This is a genomic window from Acidobacteriota bacterium, from assembly GCA_016196035.1.
GTDB lineage: Bacteria > Acidobacteriota > Blastocatellia > RBC074 > RBC074 > JACPYM01.
On record JACPYM010000074.1, the window covers coordinates 36600 to 49870 of the forward strand.

Sequence of the window (13271 nt, forward strand, 5' to 3'; positions counted from 1 at the left end):
CTCTCAAAACCTCGTGTAAATGAACGGCACCACATCGCTGCTCGCCACGAAATACAACCCCGCGCTCAGCCCGAACAGCAACAACGCCTGCGCAGGCGCGGGCAGCCGCGTGAAGCCCGCGCGCGTCATTTCCCACACACGCTCCGGCAGCCAGTGCGCAGCAAATCCGAGCGCGATCAACAGCACGACCGGCCAGTTCAAGTTGGTCGCGTCCGCGCTCAACCGGCCCAACTGCCGCAACACGCCACCCGCCTGCGCCAGCGTTTCGGCGCGAAAGAAAATCCAGGTCAGGCAGACGAAGTGAAACGTGACGAAGACGCTCAAACCCCGCGCCCACGCGGTGTGCCGCCCGCTCAGCCAATAAGCCGTCTTGAACTGGCTGTGCGTGCTCTGCCACCAGCGCACGACGATCAGCCCCAGGCCGTGCAGCAAGCCCCAGATGACGAACGTCCATTGCGCGCCGTGCCACAAGCCGCCCAGCAACATCGTCACCAGCGTTGCGGCATAGAGCACTGCTACGCGCCGCGCCCGCGTACCGGCAATCGCAAAGAAAACGTAATCGCGCAGCCAAGTCGAAAGCGAGATGTGCCAGCGCCGCCAGAAATCGGGCAAATCCATTGCGCGATAGGGCGCGTTGAAATTCTGCGGCAGCGTGAAGCCGAGCAGCAGCGCCGAACCAAGCGCCACATCGGTATAGCCCGAAAAGTCGCAATAGATTTGCAGCGTGTAGCCATATACCGCCGCCAACACTTCGAGCGACGAGAAACGTTCGGGAAAGTCGAAGACGCGCTCGACCAGATTGGCGCTCAGGTAATCGGCGATGGCGATCTTTTTGATCAGGCCCAACGCGATCAGAAAGAGCGCCTGCCCGCCCGTCTCGGCATCCAGCGTCAAGCGTCCGCGCAACTGCGGCAGCATCTGTTTCGCGCGCAAAATCGGCCCGGCAATCAGCGTGGGAAAGAAGGCGATGAACGTCAGATGCTCGACGTAACTTTCCGCCGCTTCGACATCGCGGCGGTAAACGTCAACGACGAAGGCCACCGATTGAAAGATGAAAAACGAGAGGCCCAGCGGCACGAGCAAATTCAGATGCGGCGCGTTGACGTGCCAGCCCAACAGCGTCGCGCCTTGCGCCGCTGAAGCCAGAAAGAAGTTGGCGTACTTAAACACGCACAACACGCCGAGGTCGGCGCTGAGCGAAAGCGCCAGCAATAGCTTGCGGCGGCGTGGCGCGGCACTGCGTTGCAGCCAGCGCGTGGTGGTGTAATCCAGCGTCGAGACAGCCAGCAGCAGGGCCATCGCCTGCCAGCCCGCCTGCGCGTAGAAAAAATAGCTGGCCGCCAGCAGGAACAGCTTGCGCCATTCGACGCGCGCGGCGACCAGCCAATACGCGAAGAAGACCAGCAGCAGAAAAACGAAGTAATTGCCTTGGGTGAACAGCATAGTGGTTCGTGGTTCGTGGTTAATTGCCGGGCGTCCGGCGGTTTTGTTGCTTGACATATTCGGCGTAACCGTCACGCAGTTCTTCATACAAAGCGTCCGCTACCAACCGGTAACCAGTCGCGGTCAGATGCACGCGATCCGCTTGGGCCAGCAACGGACGTTGCGTCGCCCAACGATTGATCGAACCCGCGCCGCCCATTGCGCGATCCAGATTCCAAAACGCTGCGCCGTTGTCCCGCGCGGCTTGGCGTTGCGCTTCGATCACGCCGGCAAGTCGGGGCAAGCTTTGCCAGTGCCCGTTCATCCATTGCGCGCGGTCGGGTGGCGCAATGACCAGCAATGCAGCTTCCGGCGCGGCGTGCTCAAACCGTTGCAGCAATTCAGTAAAACTCTGGCGATAGGCGACGAGATTCAAATCAGCATCGCCCGCTTCGTTCGAGCCGTAAGCGATGACGATCAAAGCGGGCGCACGCCAAGTCAGTTGTTCGCCCAACAGTTGCCAGTCCCACAACAAGGGCCGCGTCGCCCGCGCGCCGTTGCTGCCGAGGGCGTCGTAAATCACGCCGGATTGCGCGCGTTCGGCGATCAGGCCGAAAACACGTACCGGGCCAGCCGCCACGGTGCGCAATTCCACGGTGTGCGTGTCTGCGCTTGCGGCTTCGACCGGCACGAAAAGCGTGGCAACTTCGGGCGCGGCCAACGAGAGGGTCGGGTGGTAAAGCTCTCCGTCCAACCAAATTTCGATGGCCCCGGCATCAGGTTGCTGCAACAGCGCGAATTCAAACCGCGCGCCCGGCGCGCTGATTTGCAGGCGCTCCCCGGCGCGCGTGGCCGTGCAGCTCAAGCCCGCCAGACCCAGTTGATTGTCAAATGGCAGCGCGGCCAGTTTCAGCCCATCCACCCGCCAACCCGCGCTGGCGGTTTGCGTAACGCCCGCGCGCACGTACCAATCCCAGGGGCGCGCGGCATACACAAACCCGGTGCCTGCATTGCCGAAATCGCGTTGGAAATGTTGGCGCAACGCGCCGGTCAACCCATCCGCCGCAACGTGCGAATCGCCGTAATGCACGATGCGCGTGAGCGCGACTTCGGCGTTGCTGGCGCGCTGCGTGCGGGCTAGTGCTTGATAAAAGCTATCCAGCGCGGCGGCGTTTTCCAGCGGCTGTTTTGCCAACAAACCTGTCGGCAACGGCCAAGCGCAAACCTGTATGTTGCCAAGCAAGGTCAGCAACACAAGGCTGGCCGCCATGCGCAAGCGCGGGTTCGTCTGTTCAGCGTTCAAACTCAGCAGCTTCATCATCGCGGGCAGTATCTTCAGAATGCGGCCCGGTAAGTACGCGCGCCGCACCAGCAACGTGGCAGGGGATCGCTGTCGGTTGGCGCGTCTGCCCGCGCCTGTTGCCTGTGGTAAGCCACAGCCGGTGAAGGCTACGGCTTACCACAGGCAACGGCTTCAAATTGGCTGAAGAGCAGGGCTTGCTTAAAATCAATCTCAAGTCAGCGCCCGTCATAGCCGATAAGCCTGAAAAGGAGAAAGCTCATGAATGTAAGCGCGATTGCGACAACAGCGATTTCCCAGGCGTTTGACCGGTTCAACACCGCAGCCGCCAAGGTTGCGGGAGCCGCCGATCCCGAAAATCCCGCTGACACGGTTGACCTCGCCGATGCGGTGATCGAACTCAGTTCGGCCAAGCTTGCTGCGGCAGCCGGGGTGCGTGTGTTTCGGGCTGAACAAGAGTTGGTAAAAAACACGCTGGACATTTTGGCGTAAAGAGCGCGCGCGCGTGGGGCGCGGATTTCGCCGATCAGCATGTTTGGTGCTGAAAAACAGAACCGGGGCCATGCAATGCATGGCCCCGGTTCTGTTTTCGTCATGAAAAGGCGGCGTTGTCTTGCGCGCCACGATGATCGCTTAGCGCGCCTCGCTCAACACTGCGCCGTTCACGCTGCGGGTTTGCGCGGTGTATTGCCGGGCGAGTTTCCGTTCGGTGCCGCTCTTGATTGCCAGATAGGTATAGTCGCCGAGCGAAATCTGGGTGAGGTAATGCTGTTCGCCATACTTGCTGAAGGTGAGCGGCGCGCTATCGCGGTCAGCACGCGTGATCGGAATGGTCGCCAGCAGCGCCTGCGCGTCAGTCTGTTTGCCGCGCACAAGCACAAACCGATGTTGGTTCTCGCCTTGAAACGCTTGAACGGTGTATTCGCCCGCAGGCATGAGTTGGTCACCGACCTTGAAGTCAAAGTCTAGCTTTAGCGTGCGTTTCTCAAAATCCTGCGCGTTGGCCGTCACCGCTAACGCCCAGGTGGCCAGCACCAACAGGAACGTCATTTTCACAAACTGTCTTTTCATTTTTCTCCACTCCTTCTAGATGAACTGGTTGTACACAAGGCGCACTCAACGCCGCATTGCGCGAGCACGCTCTCGTCACTTGCTTGCAGGCAAACAAACGTGACCGTGGTAACTGCGGTTCTGAAAACTTAGGGTTTTGTGGGAGCCGTGCGCGCAAAAACTGCGCGGGGTTTCTTGCGCCTACAAAGCACTGAGAGCGTTCCAAGAACTTGAATACCAGGCTCGCTCGGAATCCAAGGCAGCAGTCGGCGCGGTATTCAATGCTTGAAGACCCCGGAGAAAATATGGCGCGCGTGCCTCGCAACCTGATTCAACCGCGAAATTGAGATTGCTTAGCTGGCTTGCTGATGAATGAAGGGAATGGAAAAGCAAAACGGGCATCATAGAATGATGCCCGTTTTGCTTTTGTCTAAAGTCGGGGCGATAGGATTTGAACCTACGACCTCTCGGTCCCGAACCGAGCGCTCTACCAGGCTGAGCCACGCCCCGAATGTTTGTTTCTCAAAGACTGTTTGAAAACGAGCCGCATCTTAGCGGCTGGGTATAGGGATGTCAACCAAGGCTTTTTAGCGCGCGTGCGCCATTGGGCCTTCGTAGCTTTTCGGTCTGCCCGAGCCACCGCGCCGCACCAAAACAATCTCAGCCAGGATCGCCAGCGCGATCTCTTCGGGTGTCAGCGCGCCGATGTCCAGGCCGATGGGCGCGTGCACGCAGCGCAACAATTCGGGCGCGACACCGGCGCGTTTGAGCCGTTCGCGAATGGTCGTGGTGCGGCGGCGGCTGCCGATCATGCCGATGTAGCGGGCCGGTTTCTCAATGACTTCTTCCAAACAGATTTCGTCGTGGCGATGGCCGCGCGTGACGATCACGATATGCGTGGCGGGCGTGATGTGAATGGAACGCAGGGCTTCGACAAAATCCTGCGCGCGCAATTGCACGGCAGGGTCGGGGAATTTGTCGCGCGCGGCAAACTCAGCGCGGTCGTCAATCACCGTGACATTGAAATCAAGCAGCCGTCCCACCTTGGCAATCGCTTGGCCGACGTGGCCGCCGCCACAAATCAGCAACTCCAGCGGGGGCCGCGCCAGTTCGAACAGCAGGCGAACCTCACCGTTGCGCTGGCGGATGGCGTTGAGGTCGAGTTCGAGTGAAGGTAACTCTTCCAATTGTTTGACGATAATCTCAGCACGTTCATCAGCGAGCAAGGCGACGGCCTGGCGCGCGGCCAGTTCGTTGAGATCGGCATCGCCCAGCGTTCCGCCCAACAGTTTGCCTTGCTCATCAATGACCAGATGCGGCGTCTGGCGCGCGCCTGTTGCGCCCTGGACAAGCAATGACACCAACGCCAGTGAATGCCCGGCCTGGCGCGCTTCATTCAACAATTCGGCAATCTGTTCAGCGGTCAGGAATGGTTGAAACGGTTGCGGCCAGACTTCGATGAAGACTTCCATATCGCCGCCGCAAACCATGCCTTCTTCGTCGGGCGGCACGTCGGGGTTGTCGCGCAGCGTGAATTGGCAGAGCCGGGCGGCGTTTTCCTGCAAGGCCTCGCGCGCTTCGGCCCAGACATCGGCTTCGACACAACCGCCGCCGACGGTGCCGAGCATACGCCCGTCTTCATAGACCAGCAGCTTCGCGCCTGTGCGTTGCGGGGTCGAGCCAGAGGTGGTCACAATCGCGGCGACGGCCAGTTTCTTGGCCGTGGCATTTGCCTTGGCGACTTCGTTATAAACTTCATTGAGCGTGAGCAATCCCATAGTTCTCTTTCAAGCTTGCCGGAGCGTGTAAAGCACGACTTCGGGCGGACAGGCCAAGCGCACTGGCAAACCGACCATGCCGATGCCGCGTGTGGTGTAAATCTGAATCTGCCGGTTGCGATTCAAGCCGCGCGCGTAACGTTGACCATAGCGCGAATCAATGTGCGGCGCGCCCACGAGCGGCAAACGAATCTGGCCGCCGTGCGTGTGGCCGCACATCATCAGGTCTACGTGCAGGTTTTTTTCAATAAAACGCCCGATGAAATCGGGGTTGTGCGCCAACAGCAAACGCGGTTCATCGGGCGGCACCTCGCGCAACAGGCGCGCTTCGTTGGTGTCGCCATAATAAAGATCATCCACGCCAAAAAGCGAGAGCCGGTCGCCGCGCCATTCCAGCCGCTCGCGTGCATCCAGCAACAGATTGAGCCGCACGCGCCGGAACGCACGCGCCAGTTGCCCGGCCCCCTGGTAGTAATCGTGATTGCCCAGGACGGCGTATGTGCCGATGCGCGGACGCAATTCGCTGAGCACGTCAGCGACGGGTTCGATGTACTTGCGTTGCAGGTAAGTGTAATCGCCGGTCAGTGCGACCAGATCGGGCTGTTGCGCGTTGGCGAGTGCGACACAGCGGCGCAGGTAAGCGGCGCTGGTATAAAGCCCCAGATGCAAATCGCTGAGATGGGCGATGGTGAGGCCAGCAAAGGCGGCGGGCAGATGCGCGAGTTTAACCTCGACGCGCGACAATTCGACGTGCTCGTTCACGGCGAAGCCATAGCCTAAACAACCCGCGCCCAGCGTAGCTGCCGAAGCGGCGGAGAGTTTGAGAAAGCGGCGACGGGCGGGGTTGAGCAGTTGGGGCGACAAACCGTGGCTCCTTCTTTACGGCTGAAGCGCCGTGGCGTTGCGCAAGCGAGCGCTGACCTTGCTGAGCTTGAAGCTGAAGACGACCTCGGCACGCGCATCTAGACTGCGTTCGCCCATCCGCGCCGGTTCAAAGCTGGCCCGTTTGAGCGCTTCAACCGCGCGTTCATCCAGGCCGAAACCGAGGCTCTTTTCAACGACGGTATCCTTGATCTGTCCATCGCGGCGGAAGGTGGCGCTGACGATCACTTCACCTTCAAGGGCTTTTTCGCGCGCGCGCTCGGTGAATTCGGGCAAAAAGAAATGCAGCATGCGCGGGGCGACCAATTGTTGTGGCGATGCCAGCGCGGCGGCTGGCTCTGCCGTTTCATCGAGTGGCGGCGTGACATTGCGCGGACGTGAGGCCATCGGCTGGAAAGATGGCGGATCAGGCACCACGATGGTTTCGATCACCTCGCTGGGGTTGAATTGGCGCTGCACGTGCCGTTCCCGCATGGCCTCGGGCGCGGCAACAGGCGTGAGCGGGACTTTCTCGAAAATATAAAACGGCGGCTTGGTCGGCTCGATGCTCAGCAAGCGCCAACTGTCGTCAAAAACATTGCCCGGTTTCAGCCGCTCCGGTTCGGGCGGCTGGCTCAAGCCGACCATGCCGAATTCCTCGAGTTGCAAGACCTGCAATTCGGGCAGGACATCCGCCCGGCTTTGCTTGGCGCGTTCCTGCACCAGACGGCGCAAGATCAACAGGCGTTGGCGCGTGCGCTCATAATCGGCGCGGCTGATCTCTTGCTGCCGCAACTGGAAATCCAGTTCATTCAATTCCTCGCGCAATCCGGTCAAATAGGCACTGATGACCGGGCCATAGACCGGTTTTTGCGCTGACACGGAGCTTGCTAAAACAAAGAGAGTGGTCAGGAGCAGGACTGTGACGACTTGAGTTCTAAACATTGCCATTTACTACGGTGAAAGCGGCGGGGACATTCAACTCGCGGCGATTATGTCGTATGCTTTCGCAGCCGGTCAAGCAACTGTTTTCCCCGCATTGCACCATGCCAAACGCCGTACAAAATACAGCAAACCGTTTGCCAACCGTGCGGGCCGCGCGGCTCACCGATGCCGCCGCGCTCGCCCAGCTTGCGCAAGCATTGCTGGCGCACGAACGGCAACTCAATGCCCAAATGGGCGCGTTGACGCCCTGGGCGGCCAGCCCGGCGGAGTTGCATAAACAATTGCGGTTGCCAAACACGCAGTTCTTCGTGGCTGAAAGCGCGGGCGAGGTGGTGGGGTATCTTAAAGTCGTGGCGCTGGGTTTAACGCCCGACCGTCAGGTGTTGGGCTGGCGCGGCTGGTTGAAAGAAAACTGCATCAAACTGGCCCGCCGCGCGTTCGATCTGGTGTTGCGCCGTCCGCGCCCCAATCTCGAACAAACTGGCGGATATATCGCGGGGATTTTCGTCAATCCTGCCGCGCGGCGTGACCATGCTGGCCGCGCGCTGGTCGCTGCCGCCGAAGCCTGGTTGCGCGCTCAGGGCCTGGGCACCGGCGAATTGCAGGTGCTTTGCGCCAACACCATTGCCTTACAGTTTTGGGAAAGCTTGGGGTACGAACCCATTGCGCTCAGCATGCGCAAACCGCTGTTGTGAGACTGCCTGTTCACCTGTGTTAAGTTTGAAAAAATAAGGAGGCCGCATGACCCAATTCAACGCGACTTTGTTCCGCAGCCTGCTCACGGCTGGCTTGTTGCTCACCACTTTCAGCCACGCCGCCGCGCAAGAAACCCCGCCCGTCACCGAGCCACGCACCGCCGCGCCGCTCTCTTCCACCGAGACAGGCGCGTTGAATGCCTTGCTCAACGAAGTGCATCTGTTACGCCTCGCGCTGCAAACCACCAACACGGGCGCCAAACGGATTCAACTGGCTGCCGAGCGCATCCGGTTGCAACAGGAGCGTGTGGACAAGGTCAGCCGCGAACTGGAAGAGACGCGCAATCAAATCACCCTCATCAACGCCGATCAGAAACGCTTGGACGAAGCCAGCAAAGAACTGGAAAAACAGGCGCGGCAGGAGAGTTTTCCCGCGCGCCGCGCCGAAATCGAAAAGCAGATGCGGATTTTGCGCGTTGACCTGGAACCGCTTTCGATTCGCGAGACGCGGCTCAAAGACCGCGAGAGCCAGCTCATGGCCCAGCTTTCGTTTGAGCAAGCCAAGCTGAATGAGTTGAATGGGAAGTTGGATGAATTGGAACGGGAGTTTGATGCAGCGGCGGCGCTGGAACGGCCCGTGCCGGTGGAGCGGAAGAAACGTTAAACCAGCACTGTGCCGGTAGCCCGATCAACATCTGTTTGGCAATTTCAAAACGTTACGGCACAGCCCTGAAAGGGCGAAATTCAATAGCCGTGGGCAACGCCCACGGGAAGGGCGGATTAAAACATAAGCCCTGAAAGGGCGAAATTCATCATTCAATTTCGCCCTTTCAGGGCTTGCCTATCTTCGTGCTTGTTCCGTGGGCGTTGCCCACGGCTATTGAATTTCGCCCTTTCAGGGCTTTCAACTGACACGTCTCAAGCCGCCGCCTGCTGCACCACCGTCGCGCCGCGATACCACTCGACCGTGCGCCGCAACCCTTCGGCCAGGCCCACCAGCGGTTCATACCCCAACAAAGTCTGCGCCTGGGTAATGTCGGCCAGGCTGTGCCGGACATCGCCCGCGCGCATCGGCTCATAACGCGGCGTCAAATGCGTGCCGAGCACCTTCTGCAATTCGGCCAACAAGGCATTCAGCGTGATGCGCTCGCCAATGCCCAGATTCATCACCTTGCCAGCGGCGGCGGGCGCTTCGGCAGCGCGCAAGTTGGCATCCACAACGTTGTCAATGTAAGTGAAATCGCGTGACTGTTCGCCATCACCAAAAATCACTGGCGTTTGCCCCTGCAACAACGCGGTCACGAACTTGGAGATCACGCCCGAATAAGGCGACGAAGGATCCTGGCGCGGGCCGAACACGTTGAAGTAGCGCAGGCAGGCCGTTTCCAAACCGTAAACCTGCGTAAAGACCTGGCAATAGTATTCGCCAAAAAGCTTGGCGGCGGCGTAGGGCGAGAGCGGCGTCGGGGCCATCGCTTCCTGCTTCGGCAGGACTTCGGTTTCGCCATAAGCTGAACTGGAAGCGGCATAAACCACGCGTTTGACACCCGCATCGCGCGCGGCCAGCAGCACGTTGAACGTGCCGTTCACATTGCAATCGTGATTGAGCAGCGGGTCGGCCACGGAACGCGGCACCGACGGGATGGCGGCTTCATGAAAGACGACGTGAACGCCTGTGACGGCCTGGCGGGTCTGTTCGTAATTGCGGATGTCGCCTTCGATGAATTCGAGCTTGCCGCGCAGATGGGCGAGGTTTTCGCGGTTGCCGGTGATCAGATTGTCGAGCACGCGCACACGCTCGCCGCGTTTGACCAGGGCTTCCGCAATATGCGAGCCGATGAAACCCGCGCCCCCTGTCACTAAATACAACTTCTGCTCTGCCACAATGACACTCCTTTGTTATTCAACTTCCATTTCAACGGCTTCGATTGTGGAGGGCGTTTGGCCCCGCGTGCCGGCAGCCCGCGTTTCCAAACCGATACGCTCCGGCAGGCGCGCGCGGTGCGGTTCGACCAACTCTTCCAGCGCCTGGCGGTAACGTTGCGTGACCACTTCGCGCGCAAACTGCACCTCAACAAAAGCGCGTCCGTTCACTCCCATTAACTGGCGGCGTTTGCGGTCGGCTTTCAGTTCCAACACGGCCTGAGCCAGTGCCCGCGCGTTTTCTGGCGGGATGCACACACCACAACCGGCATGTTCGGTCAGTTTCCAAACATTGCTGCCCTCATCCACGCTGGCGATATAAGGACGCGCGCTGGACATAATGCTGTAGGTCTTGCAGGGCACCGAATTCTGGGCCAGCCCGCGCCGCAACGGAATCAACGCCACGTCACACGCAGCGTATAGTTCCGGCACATCAGTTTCGGCCTGCAACGGCAGAAACCGCACGTTGGGCAATTGCCGCCGTTCGGCCTCGGCCATCAATTCGGCTTTGCTGCTACCCGCGCCCACGATCTGAAAAAGAACTTCTGGTTGGCCGCGCAACAACTCCGCCGCTTCGAGCACGACTTCCAGCCCTTGCGACAATCCGACGTTGCCGGCGTATAGCACAACGAACCCGTCATTCAACCCATGCCGCGCCGCAAAGGCATTTTGGCGCGGCAACGGGCGAATGAAATCGGTATCAACGAAATTGGGAATGACCTCAATCTTGGCCGCCGCGATGCCTTTGCCTTGCAAGTTCTCGCTAAACTCTTCGGAAATGGCGAAGATGCGCCGCGCTTGACCATAGATGAATTTTTCGATCCGCTCCCAAAAGCGAATGGTGTATTCGCCGCGCAACATCCCCAAGCGCACCGCCGCTTCCGGCCAAATGTCCTGCACGTTGTAACAATACGGAATGCCCTTGAGTTTGCCCACCAGATAAGCCGTCAATCCAATGGTCAGTGGCGGCGACAGCACAAAGATTACATCCGGCTTGCTGACGGACAGCCCCGCCAGCGTCGAAGAGACGTTGAAAGAAAGATAATTCAGCAACCGCGCCAGGCCCGATTTGCGCGCGGAAACGTGGATGTAGGAACGCAGCACGTTCACCAATCCGACCCGGTCGCGTTGCCACAACTTGCCGCGAAACTCAGGCCAAACGGCGTCACAATTGTAGTGCGGAAACGAAGTCACCACCGACACCTCGTGCCCAGCGGCGGCCCAGTCATCGCATAAAGCACGGACAAGCGGGCCGTTCCCCTGGCATTGGTCGGGTTCGTAATAGAGGCTAATGACGAGAATTTTCATGCGCTTCGCTCGCGCGTTCCACTGACCGGTGTCTCAAAAGGGGCGGATTAAGTGCTGGGCGCGACGGGCGAACGATAGCGTATGCGATGGGCAGAGGCAAGAACCGCAAGCCCTGTTCTTGCGTTGAGTTGCGCCTTTTGAGTTCGTCCCTGGTACGCAGCGTTTCCAGCGTGCTCCCGGCCAAAGTGCCAACAAAAACCAATGCGCCACTTGCCAACAGCACACTGGAAGCGGTGCGTACCCAGATTCGCGGCTACTGCGCCAAGTCTTCAAAGTCTTCGATGCTCGGCAACTCGGTCAAATCTTTGAGCCCAAACTGCAAGAGGAAGTCCTTCGACGTGCCGTACATCATCGGACGACCCACGGTTTCTTTGCGGCCTTTGGTCACGATCAACCGTTTTTCCAGCAACGTCTTGATCGCCGAGGACGAACTGACGCCACGGATTTCGAGGATTTCGGGAATCGTGATCGGCTGTTTATACGAAATCACCGCCAGCGTTTCGAGCGCGGGCAGCGAGAGCTTCGCCGTCGGGCGCGACTTGAGATATTTGCGGATGAAGTCGTGGTGCTGCGGGCGCGTCGAGATGCGCCAGCCACCGGCGACTTCGCGGATTTCCAGCCCGCCTTGCCGGTCGTCGTAATCCTTGACCAGTTCTTCGAGTGCCGCCTGGACATCAGCTTCGGGCACTTCGCCCAGCACCTTGCCGAGTTGTTTGAGCGGCAACGGCTCTTCGCTGACAAAGAGCAGAGCCTCGATCACCGGCTTCAACTCTTCGTGCGTAGCCGTGATCTCTTCGGACGGCTCGCTGACTTCGATCAGCGAAGCCTCATCGGCTGCGAGTTCGTCGTGCACGCCGAGGATCAATTCAGCGGCTTCCGCGTGTTCAGCTTGTGCTTCGGTTTCGTCAATCATCAGCAATTCGTCTTCCAATGCGGCCAAATCTAATTCAGCCGCAGGCTCCTCGTAGTTTTCAATGGATCCGTTGATCTCTTCGTTCATAGTTCTTCGGGTTCGACCTCGCCTGCCGCAACAACAGATGCAACAGTCAAATCAGGCGTCTCTTCAATCACCAACTCCTCAAACGGCAACGCGGGCGCATCGTCCGTGCTTTCCAGCGGCAGTTCTGACGGAAATTCATTGGCCGCGTGCGCCAACTCCGCAGGCGACATCAGCGCGCCCTCATGCTGACGTTTGCGGGCGAAGATTTCGCCGAACAGTTCGCTTTGCACCAGGTGAACCTCGGCGTACTTGACCATTTCCAGCAACGCCAAAAAGGTCACGATCAATTCGCGCTTGGAACGGGACAGCATAAAGATGTCGCGTACATTGATCTCTTCCCCGCTTTCCAACGCGGCGCGAATCTGCGCGACCTTTTCGGCCATCGTGACCTCGTCGCGCTGAATCTCCATCTCAGCCTGCGATTCGGCGCGCTTGAGGATTTCGCGGAAGACGCGCAACAGGTCGAACATCGTCGCCACGACTTCGGGGTTGTGCTTGTCGGTCTCGAGCTGGCCGCGCGTGTAACAGGCCCCTTCGATCTCGCCGCGCGTGTAAAGCATGTTGGCCGCCGCTTTGAACTTCTGATATTCCAGCAAGCGCTCAACCAGTTCGGCGCGCGGGTCTTCATTCAGGTCTTCCTGCCCCGCCAGCGTGGGATCAGGCGGCAGCAGCGTCTTCGATTTGATGTAAATCAGCGTCGCAGCCAGCACCAGAAAATCGCCCGCCACCGCGATGTCGAGTTCCTTCATCAGCGCCAGATAAACCAGGTACTGTTCGGTGATGTGCGCGACCGGGATGTCGTAAATGTCTATCTCGTCTTTTTTGATAAGGTAGAGCAACAGGTCGAGCGGCCCCTCGAAGTTTTCCAGCTTGACGCGATAGTTGTCGCGGCGGGCATCTTCATTGTCGGGGGCCTCGGTGAGTGCGGTTGAGGCTTTTGCCTTTTTCTCTTTTGCCATTCGGTGAATCAGTACGGTTTGGTGAAGGAG

13 protein-coding genes and 1 tRNA gene are annotated in these 13271 nt (G+C 59.4%); 3 read left to right on the plus strand and 11 right to left on the minus strand.

What is annotated here, in order from left to right; all coding sequences use genetic code 11:
• Nucleotides 1–3 precede the first annotated feature (3 nt).
• Nucleotides 4–1443, minus strand: coding sequence for an MBOAT family protein (locus HY011_22540; GenBank protein ID MBI3425715.1), 1440 nt, complete (start codon nt 1441–1443; stop codon nt 4–6).
• Between the two features lie 19 nt (nt 1444–1462).
• The gene (locus tag HY011_22545) at nt 1463–2743 is read right to left on the minus strand and encodes a hypothetical protein (protein ID MBI3425716.1); all 1281 of its coding nucleotides are present in this window, start codon (nt 2741–2743) and stop codon (nt 1463–1465) included.
• Nucleotides 2744–2983: 240 nt separating this feature from the next.
• On the opposite strand from HY011_22545, the gene HY011_22550 reads away from it, so the two are divergent.
• Complete coding sequence (locus HY011_22550; GenBank protein ID MBI3425717.1) at nt 2984–3214, plus strand: hypothetical protein; 231 nt, start codon at nt 2984–2986, stop codon at nt 3212–3214.
• A gap of 141 nt (nt 3215–3355) precedes the next feature.
• On the opposite strand, the gene HY011_22555 is transcribed toward HY011_22550, so the two are convergent.
• The 5 genes from HY011_22555 to HY011_22575 all read right to left on the minus strand — a co-directional run bounded on the left by HY011_22555 (nt 3356) and on the right by HY011_22575 (nt 7293).
• Entirely contained in the window at nt 3356–3793 is a 438-nt protein-coding gene (locus HY011_22555) for a hypothetical protein (GenBank protein MBI3425718.1), read from the minus strand.
• Nucleotides 3794–4208: 415 nt separating this feature from the next.
• Nucleotides 4209–4282: transfer RNA gene (locus tag HY011_22560), tRNA-Pro, on the minus strand.
• Nucleotides 4283–4359: 77 nt separating this feature from the next.
• Nucleotides 4360–5550 carry an XdhC family protein gene (locus HY011_22565; protein ID MBI3425719.1) on the minus strand — a complete coding sequence of 397 codons (1191 nt, stop codon included), beginning with the start codon at nt 5548–5550 and terminating at the stop codon, nt 4360–4362.
• A 9-nt stretch (nt 5551–5559) separates the two neighbouring features.
• Entirely contained in the window at nt 5560–6414 is an 855-nt protein-coding gene (locus HY011_22570) for a metallophosphoesterase (GenBank protein ID MBI3425720.1), read from the minus strand.
• 15 nt (nt 6415–6429) lie between these two features.
• Nucleotides 6430–7293, minus strand: a complete 864-nt coding sequence (locus HY011_22575) for a TonB family protein (GenBank protein ID MBI3425721.1) — start codon at nt 7291–7293, stop codon at nt 6430–6432.
• Between the two features lie 197 nt (nt 7294–7490).
• Here HY011_22575 and HY011_22580 point away from each other — a divergent pair, with 197 nt between their 5' ends.
• Both HY011_22580 and HY011_22585 read left to right on the plus strand, forming a co-directional pair.
• Complete coding sequence (locus HY011_22580; GenBank protein ID MBI3425722.1) at nt 7491–8051, plus strand: GNAT family N-acetyltransferase; 561 nt, start codon at nt 7491–7493, stop codon at nt 8049–8051.
• A gap of 46 nt (nt 8052–8097) precedes the next feature.
• Entirely contained in the window at nt 8098–8715 is a 618-nt protein-coding gene (locus HY011_22585) for a hypothetical protein (GenBank protein ID MBI3425723.1), read from the plus strand.
• Nucleotides 8716–8969: 254 nt separating this feature from the next.
• On the opposite strand, the gene HY011_22590 is transcribed toward HY011_22585, so the two are convergent.
• From HY011_22590 to HY011_22605, 4 genes are all read right to left on the minus strand, one after another.
• A complete protein-coding gene (locus HY011_22590) occupies nt 8970–9920 on the minus strand; it encodes an SDR family oxidoreductase (GenBank protein MBI3425724.1) in 951 nt (316 codons plus the stop codon).
• Nucleotides 9921–9950: 30 nt separating this feature from the next.
• Nucleotides 9951–11282 (minus strand): glycosyltransferase family 4 protein, encoded by a 1332-nt coding sequence (locus HY011_22595; GenBank protein ID MBI3425725.1) that lies wholly within the window; start codon nt 11280–11282, stop codon nt 9951–9953.
• A 253-nt stretch (nt 11283–11535) separates the two neighbouring features.
• Entirely contained in the window at nt 11536–12282 is a 747-nt protein-coding gene (gene scpB / locus HY011_22600) for an SMC-Scp complex subunit ScpB (protein MBI3425726.1), read from the minus strand.
• Nucleotides 12279–13241 (minus strand): segregation/condensation protein A, encoded by a 963-nt coding sequence (locus tag HY011_22605; GenBank protein ID MBI3425727.1) that lies wholly within the window; start codon nt 13239–13241, stop codon nt 12279–12281. The genes scpB and HY011_22605 overlap by 4 nt, the downstream gene beginning before the upstream one ends.
• Nucleotides 13242–13271: the final 30 nt, after the last annotated feature.

What these genes read in the sequence shown, in the direction of transcription:
- HY011_22545 (MBI3425716.1), bottom strand. Translation starts at nt 2,743, where the DNA reads ATGATGAAGCTGCTGAGTTTGAACGCTGAACAGACGAACCCGCGCTTG.
- HY011_22550 (MBI3425717.1), top strand. Translation starts at nt 2,984, where the DNA reads ATGAATGTAAGCGCGATTGCGACAACAGCGATTTCCCAGGCGTTTGAC.
- scpB (MBI3425726.1), bottom strand. Translation starts at nt 12,282, where the DNA reads ATGAACGAAGAGATCAACGGATCCATTGAAAACTACGAGGAGCCTGCG.
- HY011_22595 (MBI3425725.1), bottom strand. Translation starts at nt 11,282, where the DNA reads ATGAAAATTCTCGTCATTAGCCTCTATTACGAACCCGACCAATGCCAG.
- HY011_22555 (MBI3425718.1), bottom strand. Translation starts at nt 3,793, where the DNA reads ATGAAAAGACAGTTTGTGAAAATGACGTTCCTGTTGGTGCTGGCCACC.
- HY011_22585 (MBI3425723.1), top strand. Translation starts at nt 8,098, where the DNA reads ATGACCCAATTCAACGCGACTTTGTTCCGCAGCCTGCTCACGGCTGGC.
- HY011_22605 (MBI3425727.1), bottom strand. Translation starts at nt 13,241, where the DNA reads ATGGCAAAAGAGAAAAAGGCAAAAGCCTCAACCGCACTCACCGAGGCC.
- HY011_22565 (MBI3425719.1), bottom strand. Translation starts at nt 5,550, where the DNA reads ATGGGATTGCTCACGCTCAATGAAGTTTATAACGAAGTCGCCAAGGCA.
- HY011_22540 (MBI3425715.1), bottom strand. Translation starts at nt 1,443, where the DNA reads ATGCTGTTCACCCAAGGCAATTACTTCGTTTTTCTGCTGCTGGTCTTC.